This window comes from Streptomyces paromomycinus (assembly GCF_003865155.1).
Lineage (GTDB): Bacteria > Actinomycetota > Actinomycetes > Streptomycetales > Streptomycetaceae > Streptomyces > Streptomyces chrestomyceticus.
In genome coordinates this window covers 8739360-8758566 of the sequence record NZ_BHZD01000001.1, presented here as the reverse complement: position 1 = coordinate 8758566, position 19207 = coordinate 8739360, and the positions used below count along the sequence as shown (strand labels likewise).

14 protein-coding genes and 1 pseudogene are annotated in these 19207 nt (G+C 73.1%); 3 read left to right on the top strand and 12 right to left on the bottom strand.

Annotated features, from left to right (window positions below):
* Nucleotides 1-278 precede the first annotated feature (278 nt).
* Nucleotides 279-488, top strand: a complete 210-nt coding sequence (locus OEIGOIKO_RS37145) for a hypothetical protein (RefSeq protein WP_125057715.1) — start codon at nucleotides 279-281, stop codon at nucleotides 486-488.
* Here the strand turns inward: OEIGOIKO_RS37145 and OEIGOIKO_RS37140 are convergent.
* The 3 genes from OEIGOIKO_RS37140 to OEIGOIKO_RS37130 all read right to left on the bottom strand — a co-directional run bounded on the left by OEIGOIKO_RS37140 (nucleotide 452) and on the right by OEIGOIKO_RS37130 (nucleotide 4018).
* A complete protein-coding gene (locus tag OEIGOIKO_RS37140; protein WP_246177798.1) occupies nucleotides 452-1678 on the bottom strand; it encodes an amidohydrolase in 1227 nt (408 codons plus the stop codon). The genes OEIGOIKO_RS37145 and OEIGOIKO_RS37140 overlap by 37 nt on opposite strands.
* A 466-nt stretch (nucleotides 1679-2144) precedes the next feature.
* Nucleotides 2145-3125 carry an ABC transporter permease gene (locus tag OEIGOIKO_RS37135; RefSeq protein ID WP_125057713.1) on the bottom strand — a complete coding sequence of 327 codons (981 nt, stop codon included), beginning with the start codon at nucleotides 3123-3125 and terminating at the stop codon, nucleotides 2145-2147.
* The gene (locus OEIGOIKO_RS37130; RefSeq protein ID WP_125057712.1) at nucleotides 3122-4018 is read right to left on the bottom strand and encodes an ABC transporter ATP-binding protein; all 897 of its coding nucleotides are present in this window, start codon (nucleotides 4016-4018) and stop codon (nucleotides 3122-3124) included. The genes OEIGOIKO_RS37135 and OEIGOIKO_RS37130 overlap by 4 nt, the downstream gene beginning before the upstream one ends.
* Before the next feature lie 297 nt (nucleotides 4019-4315).
* Here OEIGOIKO_RS37130 and OEIGOIKO_RS37125 point away from each other — a divergent pair, with 297 nt between their 5' ends.
* Nucleotides 4316-5437, top strand: coding sequence for an IS630 family transposase (locus OEIGOIKO_RS37125; RefSeq protein WP_125051381.1), 1122 nt, complete (start codon nucleotides 4316-4318; stop codon nucleotides 5435-5437).
* 219 nt (nucleotides 5438-5656) lie between these two features.
* On the opposite strand, the gene OEIGOIKO_RS37120 is transcribed toward OEIGOIKO_RS37125, so the two are convergent.
* Together OEIGOIKO_RS37120 and OEIGOIKO_RS37115 are read right to left on the bottom strand one after the other, a co-directional pair.
* Nucleotides 5657-6799 carry a baeRF2 domain-containing protein gene (locus OEIGOIKO_RS37120; RefSeq protein ID WP_125057711.1) on the bottom strand — a complete coding sequence of 381 codons (1143 nt, stop codon included), beginning with the start codon at nucleotides 6797-6799 and terminating at the stop codon, nucleotides 5657-5659.
* A 388-nt stretch (nucleotides 6800-7187) separates the two neighbouring features.
* Nucleotides 7188-8876, bottom strand: coding sequence for an ABC-F family ATP-binding cassette domain-containing protein (locus OEIGOIKO_RS37115; RefSeq protein ID WP_125059463.1), 1689 nt, complete (start codon nucleotides 8874-8876; stop codon nucleotides 7188-7190).
* A gap of 564 nt (nucleotides 8877-9440) precedes the next feature.
* On the opposite strand from OEIGOIKO_RS37115, the gene OEIGOIKO_RS37110 reads away from it, so the two are divergent.
* Nucleotides 9441-10913: an amino acid permease gene (locus OEIGOIKO_RS37110; RefSeq protein WP_125059461.1), complete on the top strand. Its 1473-nt coding sequence runs from the start codon at nucleotides 9441-9443 to the stop codon at nucleotides 10911-10913.
* Nucleotides 10914-11001: 88 nt separating this feature from the next.
* Here OEIGOIKO_RS37110 and OEIGOIKO_RS37105 read toward each other — a convergent pair whose 3' ends face one another.
* The 7 genes and pseudogenes from OEIGOIKO_RS37105 to OEIGOIKO_RS37075 all read right to left on the bottom strand — a co-directional run bounded on the left by OEIGOIKO_RS37105 (nucleotide 11002) and on the right by OEIGOIKO_RS37075 (nucleotide 18915).
* Nucleotides 11002-11991 carry an alpha/beta fold hydrolase gene (locus tag OEIGOIKO_RS37105; protein WP_125057710.1) on the bottom strand — a complete coding sequence of 330 codons (990 nt, stop codon included), beginning with the start codon at nucleotides 11989-11991 and terminating at the stop codon, nucleotides 11002-11004.
* A 105-nt stretch (nucleotides 11992-12096) separates the two neighbouring features.
* Nucleotides 12097-12624, bottom strand: coding sequence for a hypothetical protein (locus tag OEIGOIKO_RS37100; RefSeq protein ID WP_125057709.1), 528 nt, complete (start codon nucleotides 12622-12624; stop codon nucleotides 12097-12099).
* Nucleotides 12625-12713: 89 nt separating this feature from the next.
* The gene (locus tag OEIGOIKO_RS37095; RefSeq protein ID WP_125057708.1) at nucleotides 12714-13691 is read right to left on the bottom strand and encodes a hypothetical protein; all 978 of its coding nucleotides are present in this window, start codon (nucleotides 13689-13691) and stop codon (nucleotides 12714-12716) included.
* Between the two features lie 6 nt (nucleotides 13692-13697).
* A complete protein-coding gene (locus tag OEIGOIKO_RS37090; protein ID WP_125057707.1) occupies nucleotides 13698-14159 on the bottom strand; it encodes a hypothetical protein in 462 nt (153 codons plus the stop codon).
* 293 nt (nucleotides 14160-14452) lie between these two features.
* Nucleotides 14453-15442: pseudogene (locus tag OEIGOIKO_RS37085) on the bottom strand (RNA polymerase sigma factor); the annotation flags it as partial.
* Nucleotides 15443-15582: 140 nt separating this feature from the next.
* Complete coding sequence (locus tag OEIGOIKO_RS37080) at nucleotides 15583-17982, bottom strand: penicillin acylase family protein (RefSeq protein WP_125057705.1); 2400 nt, start codon at nucleotides 17980-17982, stop codon at nucleotides 15583-15585.
* A 120-nt stretch (nucleotides 17983-18102) separates the two neighbouring features.
* Nucleotides 18103-18915 (bottom strand): SDR family NAD(P)-dependent oxidoreductase, encoded by an 813-nt coding sequence (locus OEIGOIKO_RS37075; RefSeq protein ID WP_218040030.1) that lies wholly within the window; start codon nucleotides 18913-18915, stop codon nucleotides 18103-18105.
* Between the last annotated feature and the right edge of the window lie 292 nt (nucleotides 18916-19207).

The following is a 19207-nucleotide window of genomic DNA, read 5'->3' as shown; positions in this document are numbered from 1 at the left end:
CGGAACCGGGACCGGCCGGACGCCCGTCCCCGGTCCGCCGCGAGCGGCCGCCGCACCGGGTAGCCCCCGTACGGCGCGGGAAACCCGTACCGGCGAACGCGCCGCCCGCCCCCGACGCATGATCACCGCACGGCAGGGAACCCGCTGGTGCGTGGGGTGCCCGGTACGTACCGGGTGCCCCGCGACCGCACCGCACCGCGAGGCCCGGGCCGCGGCGCGGGCCGGACGACCGGCCCGCCGGGCCGCACGGCCGACGGGCCCACAGGAAGGACCGTTCCATGGGATCCACGGGAAACGACCGCCGGCACACCGACTCCGCCGCCGACGAGGTGATCAAGGAGTTCGAGGACGCGGAGCTGGACATCACGGACGACGAGGACGAGGACGAGCGGGTCGGCAAGGAGGGGGACACCTTCTCCACCAACCTGGCGGAGCAGCAGAACGCGGCGGGTCACCCGAGAGGCGAACCGGCCGACGAGCGCCGCTGACCCGCGTCGGCGCGCCGGGCCCGGGCACGGTGCGCCGCCGTGACCCGGGCCCGCTGCTCGGGGTCGGCGGCCAGGTCAGCGGCTGTCAGGGCCATGGCCAGGGCGCCGTCCAGCACCGCACGGTCGGCGGGCTCGCCGATGGTCGCCTCGGCGAACTCGGCCGTGTGCGGCCGGGCGTGGCAGGACAGGCCGATGGTGGGGTGGACGGCGGGCAGGGCCCGGCTGATGTTGCCCATGTCGGTCGAGGCCCCGATGAAGACCGCGGGCTCGGGGTCGCGGCCGAGGGCCCGCACGTGCCGTGCGTAGGCGTCGCCGAGCCATGCGTCCTGGCGCAGGTCGGCGTAGGCGGGAGACGGTTCGGTCAGTGTCAGCTCGCAGCCGGTGGCCACCGCGCCCGCCTCGAAGCAGGCCCGTATACGGGGCCACAGCGTCTCCAGTTCGTCCAGGGTGTCGGCGCGCAGCTGCCACTTCATCCGGGCCCGCGCCGGGATGATGTTGGTACGGTCGCCGCCGTGCGTGACGATGCCGTGCATCCGTACGCCGTCGGGCAGTTGCTGGCGCAGCAGGGCCAGCGCGGTCTGCGCGACCACGCACGCGTCGGCGGCGTTCAGGCCGTCGTGCGGGGCGACGGCCGCGTGCGCGGCGCGGCCCTCGTATTCCGCCACCACGCCACGTGAGGCCCGGGACGAGCCGCCGAAGTCGTCCGCCGGCCCCGGATGGACCATCAGCGCGCACGACACGTCGTCGAAGGCCCCCGCGTCCAGCATGAGGATCTTGCCGCCGCCGCCCTCCTCCGCGGGCGTACCCAGCGCCTTGACCCGCAGCCCGAGGTCACCGGCGGCCGCCGCGAGCGCGATGGCGGCGCCCGCTCCGGCGGCGGCGATCAGGTTGTGCCCGCAGGCGTGGCCGAGATCCGGCAGCGCGTCGTACTCCAGGCACAGCCCCACGGTCAGGTCGGCGTCGGCCGGCCCCGCGGTGGCGGTGAAGGCGGTCGGCAGCCCCGCCGTACCGCGTTCGACGGCGAAGCCCGCGTCCGCCAGCAGACGGGTGAGGGCGTCGGCCGCGTGGTGTTCGGCGAACGCCGTCTCGGGGTGCGCGTGGAGGTCGCGGGCGAGCGACAGCAGCGGGTCGCGCACGGTGTCGAGCCGGGCGCGGATCGCGGCATCGGGGGCGGGGGCGGTACGGGCCAAGGTCGGCCTCCTCGTCGGTGCGCGTCCCCCGGCGGCCGGTGCGGCCGGAACGCGCCTGGTGATGGATGTGCGGTTGCGGCGGTCCGTGGTCATGGACCGTAACCCGGTGGCCTCCGCCAGGCCCAGAGCGCGGTGCGGCACGCGCGCCTCGTGGGACGGACGCGCCGTTCGACCGGGTGTGCGCCCGAGTTCCGCGACCGGGCGCGGAACGTGCGCCCTGTCCGGCCGGTGCGCCCGCTCCTAGCCTGCGAGCGTGGGCCACAGGAGGACGAGCGAAAGGAAGGTCGAGTTGACGGTGACGGTCTTCACCAAGGCCGGAAGCAAGCAGGTCACGGCGCCTTCAGCCGGTTCCTACGGCTCCGCCTGACCAGCTCGGCCCTGTCTGCCGGGGCGGCCCTGGACCCGATGGCCGGCCCCGGCGGAAGGAGCCCCCGCGTCAGCCCGGCCGGAGTCATGGCACTGGCGCTCAGCTCCTGCGGCGGCGCAGCCACCAGGCGCAGAACCCGCCCGTCAGCCCGGCGAGGGCGAGGCAGATCGCGGTCTCGGACCACTGGAAGGCCCAGTAGCGGTCGGCGGGCTGGTAGGCGATCCGGGTGTGCAGGTCCGTCGGGACGGTGCAGCCGGCGGCTCCCTCGCAGGCCAGGCTGCGGCCCGTGTCCCGCCCCGACCGGTCGAGGACCGGGCTCGCCCCGGAGACCACCCAGTCACCTGGCCTGGACACCTCCACGTCCACGCGGGCTTCGGCGCCGGAGCCCGACCTGAGGAGCGTGTAGCGGCCCGATGTGCTCTGCGAGAGGTCCAGCGCCACGTCGGTGTGTACCGGTTCCTGGAGGTACGGGCGGACCGCGACCGGCAGCAGGATCTGGACGGCGGCGAAGACCGCGAGGGTGACGGCCATGGCGGGCACGGTCCGGCGGATCAGCAGCCCGGCGCAGGCGCCGGTGGTGAAGGCGAACGCCGCGTAGCCGAGGGGTGCGACGCCGCGGGCGCTGAACAGCAGGGGCGAGAACCGGTCCATGGCGACCTGGTCGAGCGGGCCCGCCCACCACGTCACCAGGAGGCTGAGCAGGCCGGTGACGGCGACGGCGGCCAGGCCGACGGTGGCGAGCTTGACCGCGAGCCAGCGGGTGCGGGTCACACTCTGGTTCCAGACCAGCCGGTGGGTGCCCGCCTCCACTTCACGGGCGATGAGCGGCGCGCCCCAGAAGACGCCGAGGAGGCCGGGTACGGCGATCACCAGGCCCGTGGCGAGGTGGGACAGGCCGGTGTACCGGGAGAGGAAGGCCGCCTCGGCCGCTTCGCAGCCGCTCGCGCAGCCGGCGACGGCGGTGTCGTAGGAGTGCCGCAATTGCAGGCCGGTGACCAGGAGGAGGAGGGCGATCGCGGCCAGGGCTCCGAGGGCCACGAGGACATGGACGCGTAACTGGCGCCAGGTCAGCCAGATCATCTCAGCGGCTCCGCCACGGGTCGGGCGCCGGGGGCGGCTCCGGCCGGGTCCAGGTAGGTGAGCACGAGATCCTCCAGGTCGAGCGGTTCCATGACCCAGGCCGGGTCGTGGACGGCGGACTCGGCACGGACGACGAAGGTGCTCTGCCGGCCGGTGTGGACGGCCCGCACGACCTCCAGGCCGTCCGGCAGGCTGTCGCCGTCGCGGCGTGCCGTGGTGAGGCGGAAGTGGGTGGCGAGCAGCTCCTCGACATCGCCCGCGAGGCGGACGCGGGAGGCGACGAGGGCGATCAGGTGATCGCAGACCCGTTCCAGGTCGGACACGAGGTGCGAGGAGAGGACGACGGTGGCTTCGTACTCCGCGACGAACTCCATGAGGCCGCGCAGGAATTCGCGTCGCGCCAGCGGGTCGAGTGCGGCCACCGGCTCGTCCAGGAGGAGCAGTCCGGGCCGCTTGGCGACCGCGAGGGTCAGGGCGAGCTGGGCGCGCTGCCCGCCGGAGAGCGCACCGGCGCGCTGGGCGGGGTCGATGCCGAGCCGGCGGATCCGGTCGTCCGCGAGCCGGGCGTCCCAGCCCGGATTGAGGCGGGCGCCCAGACGCAGGTGGTCGGCGACGGACAGGGCGGCGTAGGTGGGTGCGTCCTGGGCGACGAAACCGATCTTCGCCAGCTGTTCCGGTCCGGACGCGGGCGGCTCGCCGAGGACCGTGACGGTGCCGGAGGTCGGGGAAAGCAGCCCGCAGGCCAGTTGTAACAAGGTCGATTTTCCGGCGCCGTTGGGCCCGACCAGCCCGACCACCCGCCCGCCCGGCACGCTCAGGGTGCAGTCGGACAGCGCTTGGCGGCGTCCGTACCGCTCTCGTCCAGCCCGCGCCCTGCCGAGCGAGTACCGCAACGCCCGTTACACCGGCTCGTGTTCGGCGGGGGTGGTGTCGCCGAGGGTGCCGGTCACGAAGGTGCCAACGCCCGGCTTGGGCGCGGCGAGGCCCCGGTGTACAAGCTCCCGGTACGCCTTGAGGACGATGTTGGGGTTGAGTTGACCGTCACCCGGGCCGCGATGTCCTTGGCGTTGGGCAGGCAGCCCCCTCGGAAAGCAGGGTCTGGCGTACCTAGTGCTGTGACCGGGAAGGTTTGCCGGGTTGTCGGTTGTGCTAGTCGGGTGTGAGGACGCCGACTGGCATGGGAGGCGGGTATGGCTTTACCGGTCAAGGTCCGCAGGCTGACTGAGCAGGAAGGACAGAAGCTCCAGCACGTCGTTCGGCGGGGCAGCACGAACTCTGTGCGATTTCGGCGGGCGATGATGCTCCTGGCCTCGGCCGGCGGCAGCACGGTCCCAGTGATCGCGCACCTGGTCCAGGCGGACGAGGACACCGTCCGTGACGTGATCCACCGCTTCAACGAGATCGGGCTCGCATGCCTGGACCCTCAGTGGACGGGAGGCCGTCCCCGCCTGCTGAGCGGTGACGACGAGGACTTCGTCGTCCGGACGGCCGCCACCCGCCCCACTGTGCTGGGCAAGCCCTTCACCCGCTGGTCGATCCGCAAACTCGCCGATCACCTGCGCCGCGACGCCGCCAGGCCCGTCCGGATCGGCCGGGAGACACTGCGCTGCCTGCTGGCCCGCCGGGGGATCTCCTTCCAGCGCACCAAGACCTGGAAGGAGTCCCCGGACCCGACATTCGACGCCAAGCTGGAACACATCGAGTACGCGCTCAATGAGCGCGCGGACCGCACGTTCGCGTTCGACGAGTTCGGGCCGCTGGGCATCCGCCCCACTGCCGGCTCCTGCTGGGCCGGACGCGGCAGGCCCGAGCGGCTGCCGGCCACGTTCCGCCGCACCCACGGCATCACCTACTTCCACGGCTGCTACTCGGTCGGCGACGACAAACTGTGGGGCGTCAACCGCAAGCGCAAAGGCATCGACCACACCTGGGCCGCCCTGCGGTCGATCCGCGCGGCCCGCCCCGACGGCGCCCCGGTCTACGTGATCCTCGACAACCTCTCCGCCCACCTGAACTGGCGCATCCGCAGGTGGGCAGCCCGCAAGAACGTCGAGCTGTGCTTCACCCCGACCTATGCGTCGTGGGCCAACCCCATCGAGGCCCACTTCGGGCCCCTGCGGCAGTTCACCCTCGCCAACTCCGACCATCCAAACCACACCGTCCAGACCAGAGCCCTGCACGCCTACCTGCGCTGGCGCAACCAGCACACCCGTCACCCCGACATCCTCGCCGCCCAACGACGCGAACGCGCCCGCATCCGCAGCGAAAAAGGCGTCCGCTGGGGCGGCAGACCATCGCCTGCCGCGACCTGACCACCAACCCGGCAAACCTTCCCGGTCACAGCACTAGCTACCAAACACCGGCTACCAGGTAGCAGCTACCAGCCCATGCGTACCGCTCCCGAGCCGAACTTGCGGTACCCCCTGCCTCCTTCCGCGCCGAACGGTTCCGTACCGCTTCCACCCACGGAAAAGACCGGCACCCGGGCAGCGCGAAGGCTGCCCGGGCACCGGTCCGGTGCTGCCGTGGACCTACTCGTGCTGGGTCGGTGTGCTCCAGCGGAGGACGGCGCCGAGGCCACCGGTCGGGGCTTCGGCCGGGTCGCGGACGACCACGGCTTCGGCGCCGTTCGCGGCGGCCGAGCGGAGCAGGGCGTCGTCCGCGCGGGCCGCGGACGGGTTGGTCTCGCCCAAGTACTGCAGTTCGGAGTTGCGGACCGCCAGCTGGTCGGCGCCGGGGCCCACCCAGACCTCACGGCCGGCGTCGGCGCCGCCGGGGCTGATGATCAGGGTGTCGATGCGGTGTTCGCGTGCCGCCTCGACGAGGGCCGGTACGCCGGTCGCGGCGTACGCGGGGTCCGTGCCGCCCACTCCGGCGCCCGCCCGGAAGCGGTCGAGGACGTCGGCCACGTGGTCGCGCTCGTGGACGGCCCGTACGTGGGCGATGTCGCGTGCCAGCGCGGTGCTGTCGGAGCCCGCGGCCCGGCCGCCGTGGTCGCTCTCGTAGGTCACCGCGCGCAGCTGCTCGGGGAGCTTGTCGTGGACCGAGCGGCGTTCGCGGGGGTCGCCCGCCAGCAGCATGACCTTGGCGCCGCAGCTGTCGAAGACGCGCTGCGCGGCCTCGGCGATCTCACCGGCGTTCTGTTCCCAGGTGTTCTCCACCGCGGTCTGGAAATGCCGTTCGGACCAGTCCGCCGTAGCGGTGCGGTGGATCGGCCAGTCCACGCCGTCGACCTTGCCGGCTTCCGCGCCGCCGCGGTCGTCGTGCAGCTCGAAGTTGGCGCCCATGCGGTCCACGTACACGACGAGGCACCCGGCGTTGTCCGCCGCGGCCTCGGCCCACGGGGTGATCCTGGGCAGCGGCGACCAGGCCGCGAACGGCTGGGCGGGGCGCCCGGCGAGCGGCGTGTCCAGGACGACCTCGCCGTCCGTGGCGAAGACGGCCCGCCCGGCGAGGGCCGCGCTGTCGCCGTCGGCGCGGAATCCGGCCAGGGCCTCGCGCACGGCGTCGCACGTGGCCCGGTCCGCCCCTTGCTCCGCGAGCTGCCGGGCCGCCGCGTCCGCCGACAGCTCGCGCTGCTTGGCCGCGTCCTCGGTACTGTGCGGCACCTCGGCGTACACGGAGGCCCAGGGGCCCGGCCGGTCGATGATCGGTTGAAGGAGCGAGAGGTGCATGGCGCTTCCTCCTCAGGGTGCGCGGGTCACCGACTGACAGGCGTGACAGCCTTGACGGTGATGTCTTGACGGTGTTCCGGGTGCCCGGATTTCGACGGTTACAACGTGTGCGGACGGTTTCTGTGTGGCGTGTGCGGACGGTGGGTCTCGTGCGCCGCACACGTTCCTGTGTGCCGCTCACGTTCCCGCGTGCCGGGCATCGTCCCCTCGGCCGTACGCCGCCGTCCGGCGTGTCCGCACGCGTGCCCGTTCACCGCGCCGCCATGCCTCTCCGCCACCGGACCGGTTCTCGCTCCACCCTTTCTTCACGGGCTCCTCGCGGGCTTCTCCTCCACTCTCGGCCCTCGGCACGGCGGGCGCACCCGGAGCGCGCCCGCCGCCCGTCCGCTCAGCGGCTCCCCGCGAGACACTCCCGCTCCCGCACCGCCCGGCCGCCGTCGAGCTCCAGCTCACGCCCGCGGAACCCGCTGCGGAAGCGCCGGTCGTGGGAGACCACGACCACCGCGCCGCGGTAGGCGGACAGCGCCTCCTCCAGCTCCTCGACGAGGGCGAGGGAGACATGGTTGGTCGGCTCGTCCAGGACGAGCAGGTCGGCGGGGCGCGTCACCAGGCGCGCCAGCTCCAGCCGACGCCGCTGGCCGACGGACAGGGCCGCCACCGGGACCGTCAGGTCCTCCTCCCGGAAGAGACCGAGGGCCAGCAGTCCGGACGCGTGCTCCTCGGGCGGGCCGGGGAGACCGGCTGCGAAGGCAGCCAGCAGGGACTGCCTGGGCGGTGCGGCGGACGGCGCGGTGGACAGTTCCTGCGCCAGGTATCCGGTACGGGCCGGCCGGCGCACGGTGCCCGTATCGGGACGCAGGTCACCGGCCAGAACGCGCAGCAGCGTCGTCTTGCCCGCGCCGTTGGGGCCGGTCACGAGCAGGCGGTCGCCCGGCTGCACGGTCAGCTCGGCGATGCGCAGCCGGTCGCCGACGGTGATGTCGGCCAGTTGAGCGAGCGGGCCGCGCACGGTGGCTTCCGTACCGACGGCTGTACCGGGCCCGTCCACCGCCTCGCCCGCCGACCGTGCCGCCGGGGCGGCCGTGGCCAGTTCGGCCGTGAACCGCAGCGGTACGGGAGGCTCCGGCACCGGGTGGCGCCGGAGCCGGTCCAGCCGCTGCCGGGCCGCCCTGACCTGGCCGGACAGTTTCGCCTCGTGCGAGCGGCGGTGCTTGCCGAAGCCCTGGTGCGGGTCCTTGCCGGTCCCGGCCAGCCGCCGGCCGGCCGACTCCGCCAGGTCGGCGGTCCGGGCGACCTCCGCCAGCCACTCCTCGCGGTCCTGCGCCCAGCGGCGGCGGGCCGCGGCCTTCGCCGTCCGGTAGCCCTGCCAGCCGTCGCCGTACCGCGTGACGGTCCGCAGGTCGCGGTCGACCTCAAGGATGGCCGAGGTGACCGCTTCGAGCAGGTCACGGTCGTGGGTGACGACGACCAGCGTGCCGCGGTGCGCCGCGAGGTGTGCCTCCAGCCAGGCGGTGGCCTGCCGGTCGAGGTGGTTGGTGGGCTCGTCGAGCAGGAGGAGTTCGGGCGCGGCGGCCAGGACGCAGGCGAGCGACAGGCGCGACCGCTCACCGCCGGAGAGCGAGCCCAGCACCCGGTCGCGGGTGAGGTGGCCCAGGCCGAGGCCGTGCAGGGCGGCGTCCACGCGGGCGTCCGCCTGGTAGCCGCCGCGTTCCTCGTACGTGGTCAACAGCTCGCCGTAGGCGTCGAGTTCGTCCGGTGTCGCGGTGGCCAGCGCGGCTTCCGCGGCGCGCATCCGGGCTTCCAGGTCACGCAGTTCGGCGAGGGCCGCGTCGACGGCGTCCTGGACGGTGCCGCGCGGGTCGAGTGCGGACGTCTGGCCGAGGTGGCCGGTGCCGCCGGGGAAGGACACGGTGATCTCGCCCGTGTCCGGTGCCTCGGCCCCGGCCAGCAGCCGGAGCAGCGTGGACTTGCCGGAGCCGTTCTCTCCGATGACGCCGGCCTTCTCGCCGGGGCGCACGGTCAGCGACACCTGCTCCAGCACGGTGCGGTCGCCGTAGCTGCGGGAGACGTCTTTCATGGTCAATTGGGCGCGATGGCGCACGGGAATTCCCTGGGTACGTCGTGGCCGCGCCGTGCGCCTTGCGCACGGGGGCCGGATTCCGTTGGAGGCCGGGAGGGCAGCGCGCAGCGGAATGCGGAATACGGCTGGCTGCGGCTGCGGAAAGAGGTGACCGCGGAATCGGCGCGGCGGTCCGTGGACAGGTGCTTCTGTGCTCCTGCGCGGACGGCGGCGCTGCCGGTCGTACGGCGAGGCGGCGAAGAGTCAGCCGCCCGCGGTCACGCCCGGTCTCAGATGTAGTAGTACCAGGAAGCCATGTTCTCCACTGTAACCGACGGGCGCGGCGGACGAACGGTAATTCCGGCGCGGCGACACGCCCGCACCGGTTCGCGCGGGTCCGGCTCTTTCGCGCGGGCGGTCCGCCACGTCCCGGCGCCGGTCCCAGTATTTGAGATGCCGGAGCGTTACGTTGCGAGGACGCGGACGCCTGACGGAGACTCCGAACGGGAACGCGTCCGTCCGTTTCCCGTGCCCCTGAGAGAGTTCGGAACACCCACCGTGAGTCTGCTGCGCAAAAAGCCTTTGGAACGAGCCGTCAAGGAGGCTCGTGGAGAGGGCGAACAACAACTTCGCCGGGATCTTTCCGCGCTCGATCTGACCATCCTCGGGGTCGGTGTCATTCTCGGCACCGGAATCTTCGTGCTGACCGGTACGGTGGCCCGGAACATGGCCGGTCCGGCCGTGGCGCTCTCCTTCGTCGTCGCCGCCGCGGTCTGCGCCTGCGCCGCGCTGTGCTACGCCGAATTCGCGTCCTCGGTCCCGGTGGCGGGCTCCGCGTACTCGTATTCGTACACCTCGCTCGGCGAACTGCCCGCCTGGATCATCGGCTGGGCACTGAGCCTCGAACTGACCCTGGCCACCGCGGTGGTGGCGGTCGGCTGGTCCGGTTATCTGCAATCGATGCTGAACAGCCTCGGGCTGCATCTTCCCGCCGCGCTGAGCGGGGGCGACGACGCCGTGGTGAATCTCCCCGCGGCGCTGCTCGTGCTCGTGCTGGGCGTGGTGCTCGTCGTCGGCGGAAAACTGTCCAAGGGTGTCACCAATGTGCTGGTCGGCATCAAGCTGGCGATTGTGCTGCTGGTCATCGTCGCCGGGCTGTTCTTCATCGACACCGCGAATTACAGCCCCTTCGTGCCCGAGGCGCAGCACACCGCCAAGGTGTCCGGACTGCAGGCGCCGCTGTTGCAGCTGCTGACGGGCATCACCCCGACGGCATTCGGTGTCGCGGGAATTCTCAGCGCCGCCGCCATGGTCTTCTTCGCCTACATCGGTTTCGACATGGTGGCGACCTCCGCCGAGGAGACCCGCCGGCCGCAGCGCGATCTGCCCATCGGCATCATCGCCTCGCTGGTCGTCGTCACCGTGCTGTACGTGGCGGTGTGCCTGGTGGTCACCGGAATGCAGCACTATTCGCAGTTGTCGGTCAAGGCTCCGCTGGCCGACGCCTTCACCGCGAAGGGCCATCCCTTCTTCGCCACGGTCATCAGCCTCGGCGCGGTGGTCGGCCTCGCGGCGGTGAGCCTGATCTGCTTCCGGTCGCAGAGCCGCGTCATCTTCGCGATGGCCCGGGACGGGCTGCTGCCGAAGGCACTGTGCAAGGTCGACCCGCGGCACGGCACCCCGAAGGCCAACCTGGTCGTGCTCGCCGTGATCATGGCCGCGCTGGCGGCGTTCCTGAAGTTCGACCTGCTCGCCGAAATGGTCAACATCGGCACGCTGTTCGCCTTCGCGGCAGTGTCCGCCAGTGTGCTGATCATGCGGCGCACAGCCCCCGACCTGCCCCGCGCCTTCCGTACGCCGTGGGTGCCGTTCATCCCGCTGGTCTCGCTGCTGTGCTGCCTGTACCTGATGCTCAACCTCCAGCTGATCACCTGGGTCGGCTTCCTGGTCTGGCTCGCGGTCGGCCTCGCGCTGTACTTCGGCTACGGCCGGCGGCACAGCAAGCTCAACGAGCACGCGCGGGCCACGGCGGAGGAGGCCGACGCCACGGTGTAGCGGTGCGGCAGGCTCGCCCGCCGCACCCGTATGTCCGTACAAACGGGCCGGCGCACCCGGGAAGAAGGTGCGCCGGCCCGCTCCGTCCTCACTTCGCCGCGGGCAGCTCCGCCAGGAACTCCAGCAGCGCGGCGGTGACCTCGTCCGGCCGCTCCTGCTGCGTCCAGTGGCCGCAGCCGGTCAGGGCCGGAGCCTGCCGCAGGTTCGGCATCGCCCGTTCCAGGGCGGGCAGCAGCTGATCGACGCCCGGGAAGGCCCGGACCAGGTCGCGGTCGCCCGCCATGTAGAGCGCCGGTACGTCGATGCCGCGGCCCTGGAACGGCGCGAGCAGTTCCCAGCTGCGGTCGATGTTGCGGTACCAGTTCAGACCGCCGGTGAAGGCGCGGTCGCCGTGCCGGGCGAACTCGCCGACGAAGGTCTCGATGTCCTTCTCGGTCAGCCAGCCGGGCAGCTCCGCCGGCTCCTCCATCGTGTCCAGCAGCTTGGCGCCCTCCGGGACGACCCACGGGCGCGGCGGGTCGGTGAACGGGCTGTCGCCGGAGCCGTTGGACAGGATGGCGCGGAAGGTGGCGGTGGGGTTCTGGGCCAGTTCGGCGTCGGCGACGCCCGGTTCCTGGAAGTAGACCTGGTAGAAGCCGTCCCCGAGCAGCTCCCGCAGACGGACCAGTGGCGCTTCGGGAGAACGCGGCGCGGGCGGCACGCTCAGCCCGACGACCCCGCGCACCACGTCCGGGCGCAGCTGCGCCGTCGTCCAGGCCACCGGGGCGCCCCAGTCGTGCCCGACGACGACCGCCTGCTCCTCCCCCAGCGCATGGATCAGGCCGATCACGTCACCGGTCAGGTGCAGCATGGTGTACGAGGCGATGTCGGCCGGCTGGTCGCTGCGCGCGTAACCGCGCTGGTCCGGCGCCACGACCCGGTACCCGGCCGCCGCCAGTGGCGCGAACTGGTGGCGCCAGGAGTACCAGCACTCCGGGAAGCCGTGCAGGAGCAGGACCAGAGGCCCCGCTCCCTGTTCGGCGATGTGCAGCCGGACGCCGTTCACCTCGACGGAGCTGTGCTCGACTGCGCTGGTCACATGTCCTCCTGCGGTCGTCTGCCGGACGCACCGTCCGGTGCGGCTCACGTAACGCACCGAACGCTACGGGCAACGGCCGCGCCGCGGAACGCCGCCGGCCGGGCTTCACTCCCGCTCGTCCGGCGGCGTCCCGGGGGCGCCGACGACCACCTGGGTGGTGTGGCGGACGGTGGGCGCGTCGGCACTGGTCACGGTGGTCGTCAAGACCCCAGCCGGTCCCGGGGCGGCCCCCTGCCGCGGGGTGAGGGTGAACGGGGTGAAGGCCACCGCCCGCTCGACGTCCCCCAGCACACAGGTCAGAACCTGGCCCGCCAGAGCACACCGGTACTCCTTGTTCACCCAGGTCACGTCCGCCCGGCCCGCGAGGACGGACAGGTCGATCCGTACGGTGACGTCCTTGACGACGTGCGGCTCCGTGGCCCGCAAGGTGATCCGGTACTCCGCCGGGGCGTCGTCCCGGCGGACGGAGTACGTGTCCGTCATGCCGGTGAGCCTCAGCTCCGGCCCCTCGGCGGCCGCTCCGGCGACGGCGGCCACCGGCGCGTTGCCGCCGTCCCTCACCGTCACGGCCAGCGTCACCAGCACCGCGGCCGCGGCGGCCCCCGCCACGCGCTGCGACCGTGTCCCCGTCATCGATCCGTTCATACGAGGCCAGACCGGCACGGATGCGAGATGGTTGCACGCTGGACCAAAATCCGGTGGCTCGGCGGGGCGCCTGCCCGTCACCGTATGTCCGTCCCGTCCTGGGGCCGGGTGCCCGGCATGAGCTGGACCAGGATCGTGTCGTCGTCCTCGATGACGAAGGCGGGGTCGGTACGGGCGCGCCAGCCGACGGGAAGGACGTAGTAGCGGCGGTCGCGTTCGAGGATCAGGCGCAGCCCGGTGTAGCGGTAGCGGTAGTGCATGCCCGGGAGGGTCTCGGTCGCCAGGCCGGGGCCGGTCAGGCTGAGGCGTTCGACGCTCAGCACGACGACGGCGGGGCGGCGCACGAGGTGGGCGGCGGTCGAGCGGGCGTCCTGCGTACCGAGGCTGCCCGCGACCAGGGCGATCATCCATACGAGGAACAAGGCCGCCGCCGCGATGGGGAAGCCTCTGCGCCACAGGCCACGCGGCGGGCGTACCGGGTTCGCCGCGTCACTCTGGCCCAGCACGAGGCCGGCGGCCACCAGCAGCGGCGCCGCCCATCCGTACGGCTGGATGTGCTGCCACAGCAGCATCAGCACGACACCGGCGGCCACGAACAGTACGTACTGGCGGGCGACGGCCCGGACCGCGCGGCGCACCCCGAGGGTGACGCGGTGCGGGACCCGGAGCGAGACGAGCAGTTCCGGCAGGCGCGGCGTCACGGCCAGGAGGGCGAGGCCGATGAGGACGGGCAGGGTCACCAGGCGCAGACTCCAGATGATCATCTGGGGGAAGCCGAAGCCGAGGATCGACGCGCGGACGTGGAAGTAGGCGAAGTAGGCGCTGCTGTGCATGACGCCCGCGTAGAACATCAGGCCGCCGACGAGCGATCCGGCGCCCAGGACGGTGTTGGCCCACTCGAACCGCTGACCGGCCTGCGGCGGCGTGCCGGTGCCGGAGACGGGCGGCGGCGGGGCGGCACGGCGGAGCTGTCTGCGACGCCGGGCACGAGCGCGGGCACGGGCACGGGCCGCGACGACGGCCGGATCGTCCGGTACCGCAGGTGGGGCGCCCATCGCCGGTCAGGGCACGTCGCCGGCGGCCGGGCTGGGGCCGGGTCGGGTGTCCCCGGTGTCCGACCGCGAGGGCTGCCGGCCCTGCTCGGTCGGGCCGCCTCCCCCGTTCCGCTCGGAGTGCCCGGTGTCCGTCCGCGAAGGGCCGGGGGAAACCTCGTCCGTCGGCGGGGAGGAGTCGTCCACGCGGCACGAGACCTGCTGCCCCGCGGTGTCGGTGCACGAGGGCACGGGCGACTCGTGGCCCTGGCTGGGCGTGTCGCCGACGCCGATCGTCTCCGGGTAGCCGGTGTCCTCCGGCGGCTGCGACACCGGTGAGATCGGGTCGCCGCCCTGACTGTACGCGGCCGAACCGCCGCCGGCGCCGGGCGAGCCGTCACCGGCGCCACCCGAGCCGTCTCCGGCCCCGGACCCGCCCGCGCCCGGCCCGTGCGCGCCCGGCCCGCTGCCCTCGGCACCGCCTCCGGACACCGTCGACGCTGCGCCGCTGGTCCCCGCGCCGGGCGGGGCGCCGCCTGGGCCGGGCCCACCGGACCGGCCACACGCTGTGGTGGTGGCGAGAAGCACCAGCACCACCGTTGCGGTGGCACGACCGGCTTTCGCTGCTGCGGACCTCATCCCGGACCCCCGTCCCCCGCGAGCCGCTGCTGCGAGGCTAGCAGCGGCCCGGCGGCGGGTCACCGGGCTGCGGAGGGCGCATCACGCGGGGCGCGCGCCCCCGGCGCCGCTCCCCCGCGAGCCCTCCGGCTCCCGGGCTCCCGCCCCTAGTCCAGGTAGTCGCGCAGCAACTGGGACCGCGACGGGTGGCGGAGCTTCGACATGGTCTTGTTCTCGATCTGGCGGATCCGCTCGCGCGTCACGCCGTAGACCTTGCCGATCTCGTCGAGCGTCTTGGGCTGCCCGTCCTTGAGGCCGTAGCGCATGGAGACGACGCCGGCCTCCCGGTCGGCCAGGGTCTCCAGGATGGAGCGCAGCTGCTGCTGGAGGAAGGAGAAGCCGACGGCCTCCGCCGGGACGACGGCTTCGGTGTCCTCGATCAGGTCGCCGAACTCACTGTCGCCCTCCTCGCCCAGCGGGGTGTGCAGGGATATCGGTTCACGGCCGTATTTCTGTACTTCGATGACCTTTTCCGGGGCCATGTCGAGTTCCTTGGCCAGTTCTTCCGGAGTGGGTTCGCGGCCGGTGTCCTGGAGCAGCTGGCGCTGAATCCGCGCCACCTTGTTGATGATCTCCACCATGTGGACGGGAATACGGATCGTCCGGGCCTGGTCGGCCATCGCCCGGGTGATGGCCTGGCGAATCCACCACGTCGCGTAGGTCGAGAATTTGAAGCCCTTGACGTAGTCGAACTTCTCGACCGCGCGGATCAGTCCGAGGTTGCCCTCCTGGATCAGGTCCAGGAAGAGCATGCCGCGGCCGGTGTAGCGCTTGGCGAGCGAGACGACGAGCCGGAGGTTGGCCTCGACCAGGTGCTCCTTGGCGCGGGCGCCGTCCGCGACCAGGATCTCCAGCTCGCGCCGGAGCTTCCCGGCGGGCTCGCCGGTGTCCAGCTTCTCCTGGGCGAACAGCCCGGCCTCGACGCGCTTGGCCAGCTCCACCTCCTGCTCGGCGTTGAGCAGCGGCACCTTGCCGATCAGCTTCAGGTAGTCCTTGACCGGGTCGGCGGAGGCTCCGGCGCCGGCGACCTGCTGCGCCGGCGCGTCCCCCTCGTCACCGTGGGACAGGGTGAATCCGCCGGCCGCCTCGACGGCCGTACCGTCGGACGGTACAGCTTCCGGGGCCGGGGATTCGGTTGTCTCCTGCGGTCGCATGACGGGCGAGGTGAGTGACACGAGGAACCTCTCGATACACATAGGCACGGTGCACGGCGAGCACCTCTTTATTCATCGCGCACTTACCGGTGGTTTGTTACACCACCTTTCCCGTGATCTGAATCACGGTGGTCCGGCGGGGTGCCCGAGCCCGGCCCGCCCGGTGGCCTCAGCATGATCACTCGGGTGGTGTTCCGTTCGACCGCGGCACGGCCGTACAGGAGCGGAAAGGCGCCGTCCGCCGCCCAGTCCGCGAACAGGTCACGGTAGTGCGGACTGCGCGGGTCGCCGGACTGGCCGGGCGCGTTCATGGCCACCGAGGCGTCCCAGTCGCCGACGTCGATCACCAGCCGGAAGGTCGCTCCGGCGGTCTGCCGGAAGTCCGGGCCGTACGCGGTGGCATCGACCGTGTCGCCGCTGCCGCCGCGCGGCGCGGGCCCGGCCCGGGTCCAGTCCGGCGCCTGTCCGCCCAGCCACGCGGTGAGCGGATGCCGCGGTTCCGCCTGGTGCAGCGCTCCCCAGGTCCAGCGGGCGCGGTCGGGTCCGAGCAGCCGCCCGAGGTCGGCGAGCGCGGCGGGAAGGGTTTCGAGGACGGCCGTACGCAGGGTTCCGTCCGGGTCGGGTCCCAGCCGCTCGCCCGGTGTGAGCAGCAGGTCCAGGTCCACCCGGGGGTCGGTGGTGGCGGCGTCGCCGACGGGCAGGACGCGGGCCAGCGCGGCGGCCAGCCGGTCCGGGGGCACCAGGCGGGCCAGCGCCCGTTCCCGTACGGCCGGACGCAGGTGCCGCCGGAACCAGACCTCGAAGAGCGCCGCGGGGAGGGAGCCGGGCACCAGCTCGCCGTCCCAGGCGCGGAGCTGCTCCAGCGCCCATGCCACGGCCGGGTCGTCACTGCTGAGGCCGGCCAGCAGCGGCTGGACGCGGCGTGCGGTCAGGCTGGTGTGGTCGGTCTGCAGACGCACGCAGTCCGCGACGGTCCAGCCGGTGCGCGCGGCCAGTTCCGCGGCGATCCGGTCGTGGCGGACGGGTGCGTGCCAGTCGTAGGTGACGGTCCGGTCGGCGTTCGGGTAGCCGGGCGGGAGGTTCATCTGGTTGGCCGTGGCGAACCAGCCCTGCGCGGGGTCGCGTACGGACGGCAGCGAACGCACGGGGTGGAAGCCCGCCCACTCGTAACGGCCGTCGCCGGGCACCGGCAGCGTGCCGTCCCAGTTCGGGCGATCGGGGACCCGGCCGCCCGGCTGCCAGCCGATGGTCCCGTCAGGGGAGGCGTACACCTGGTTCTCGCCGGGGGCGCCCCACCGGTCCATCGCGGCGACGAAGGCGTCCGGGCCGTCCGCCGTCAGGTATCCGGTGCTGCCCAGGTACGGGGCCATGCCGGGGCCGAGCCAGGCGGCCCGTACCGCGAACGCGGTGCCGCGCTCCGGGTCGTCGTAGATCACCGGCCCGTGCCGGGTGAACCACAGGTCCACGGTGGCCGGCTGCCCGGCATCGCGCAGCGGGACCGTCTCGGTGACGCGGCGCATCGGCTCCCAGTGGCCGTCGTACCAGTACTCCCGCGGGTCGGCGGGGTTGGTGCGGTAGACGTACAGGTCTTCCTGGTCGATCGGGAAGATCGTCAGCCCGAAGGCGATCCGGCCGTTGTGGCCGATGGAGATGCCGGGCAGCGCGGGCTCCCCCGCGCCGACCGCGTCGATGCCGGGGGCCGACAGGTGCGCGAGACAGCGCAGCGCGGGCAGGGTGACGGCGCGGTGCGGGTCGTTGGCGAGCAGCGGGCGGCCGGTGGCGGTACGGGCCGGGGCGATCACCCAGTTGTTGCTGCCGTCCGGCCCCTGGGCCGGCCCGCCGTTCTCCCATGGCGGTGTGGTGGCCAGCCGGTAGACGCGGAGCACGTCGTCCGGGATGACGGACAGGTCCAGGCCCTCCGGTACGCGGAGGTCGTGCGCCGGCTCCCGTACCCGGCGCAGCTCCTCGACTTCGGGGCCGTGGTCGCGCAGGGTCAGCGCGCGGGCGACCTCCTGCTCCAGGTTGTAGAAGAGGCCGTGGCTGCGGATACGGGCGACGTCGGCGGACTCCCAGTAGGCGGGCTGGTGCCCGAGCAGCGCGAACTCGGGCGGCAGGAGCGCGGGATCGGCCCGGCAGAGCGCGACGTACGCGTTGACACCGCGCACGAAGGCGTTGACGACGCGCTCCGTACCGGGCCCGTAGGCGGACCATTCGGCGGCCATGTCGCCGCGGTACAGGAAGAGCCGGGCCGCCCGGTCGTGTTCGAGGCAGCTCTCCCCGAACACCTCGGAGAGCAGTCCGAGCCCCCGGCGCCGCCACAGGTCGATCTGGAAGAGCCGGTCCCGGGCAGCGTTGAAGCCCTGGGCGAGGAAGAGGTCGTCCCGGGAGGCGGCGTAGAGGTGGGGCACGCCCCAGCGGTCGATGCGGATCTCGACGGGGGCGGTGAGGCCGGGAAGGTGGAAGGTGGTGGTGGGCGGGGGCATGTGTCTCCGTGGTGGTTCCGGGTTCCGTACGTCGGTATGCCGGTGCGGGGGGGGGCGGGCGGGCGAGCAGGCAGGCGGCCGGGCGGGCAGGCGGCCGGGCGGGCAGGCGGCCGGGCGGGCTCAGAGCTTCGGCTCGTACCGGCCGTCGACCGCCGTCCACCCGCCGTCGACCGCCAGGACGCTGCCGGTGACGAACGTGGACGCGTCCGAGACGAGGTAGGCGACGGCGCCCGCGATCTCGTCGGCGCGGGCCCAGCGCCGCAGCGCGGACGCCTGCGCGTAGGCGTCGTACCACTGCGGGTCGGCGGCGATCTGGTCGGTGAGCGGCGTACGGACCACTCCGGGCGCCACCGCGTTGAACCGGACGCCGCGCGGCCCCCACTCCGCCGCGGCCGTCCGCAGGAACTGCACCAGCCCGGCCTTGGACGCCGCGTACACGCTCTGCCCCGGCTCTACCTGGAAGGCCCGCATCGAGGCCAGGCCGACCACGCTGCCCCGGCCGCGTTCCGCCATACCGGGCGCCACGGCCCGGACCAGGCTGAAGACCGCCCGCAGGTTGAGGGCGACGACCCGGTCGAACTCGGCGGCGGTGTAGTCGGTGATCCGCTTGCGTACGTTGACGCCGACGGTGACGACCAGCCCGTCCAGTGCGCCCCACCGCGCGGCCGCGTCCCGTACCGCGTCGTCGTCCAGCACGTCGAGGGGGAACGCGGTCGCCGTACCGGTCCGGCTGCCGGGGGCCGCGGTCTCGGCGGCGGCTGCCTCCGCCGCCGAGGCAGCCCCGGCCGCGTCCACATCGGCGACGATCACCTCGGCGCCGTGGGCGGCCAGGGCGCGTACCGCCTCCCGCCCGATCCCGCCGGCCCCGCCGACGACCGCGACCCGCCGCCCGTCCAGGCGGAACAGCTTCGCGTACTCGATCACCTGGTCCATGGGGTGCTCCGGGGTCGTGGGGTACGGGGGTGGGCTCCGGGGGCCTAGGGGGTACGGGGGCGGGCCCCAGGGGCGCAGGGCGTACGGGGACGGACTCCAAGGGCACAGGGCGTACGGGGACGGGCTCCAAGGGCACAGGGCGTACAGGGACGGGCTCCAGGGACACAGGGCGTACGCAGACGGGCCCCAAGGGCACAGGGCGTACAGGGACGGGCTCCAAGGGCACAGGGCGTACGCAGACGGGCTCCTGAGCCGTGGGGAGTGCGGCCCGTAGCGTCGCCGTCCGCGGTAC

What these genes read in the sequence shown, in the direction of transcription:
- OEIGOIKO_RS37145 (WP_125057715.1), top strand. Translation starts at nt 279, where the DNA reads ATGGGATCCACGGGAAACGACCGCCGGCACACCGACTCCGCCGCCGAC.
- OEIGOIKO_RS37135 (WP_125057713.1), bottom strand. Translation starts at nt 3,125, where the DNA reads ATGATCTGGCTGACCTGGCGCCAGTTACGCGTCCATGTCCTCGTGGCC.
- OEIGOIKO_RS37125 (WP_125051381.1), top strand. Translation starts at nt 4,316, where the DNA reads ATGGCTTTACCGGTCAAGGTCCGCAGGCTGACTGAGCAGGAAGGACAG.
- OEIGOIKO_RS37120 (WP_125057711.1), bottom strand. Translation starts at nt 6,799, where the DNA reads ATGCACCTCTCGCTCCTTCAACCGATCATCGACCGGCCGGGCCCCTGG.
- OEIGOIKO_RS37115 (WP_125059463.1), bottom strand. Translation starts at nt 8,876, where the DNA reads ATGAAAGACGTCTCCCGCAGCTACGGCGACCGCACCGTGCTGGAGCAG.
- OEIGOIKO_RS37100 (WP_125057709.1), bottom strand. Translation starts at nt 12,624, where the DNA reads ATGACGGGGACACGGTCGCAGCGCGTGGCGGGGGCCGCCGCGGCCGCG.
- OEIGOIKO_RS37095 (WP_125057708.1), bottom strand. Translation starts at nt 13,691, where the DNA reads ATGGGCGCCCCACCTGCGGTACCGGACGATCCGGCCGTCGTCGCGGCC.
- OEIGOIKO_RS37080 (WP_125057705.1), bottom strand. Translation starts at nt 17,982, where the DNA reads ATGCCCCCGCCCACCACCACCTTCCACCTTCCCGGCCTCACCGCCCCC.
- OEIGOIKO_RS37075 (WP_218040030.1), bottom strand. Translation starts at nt 18,915, where the DNA reads ATGGACCAGGTGATCGAGTACGCGAAGCTGTTCCGCCTGGACGGGCGG.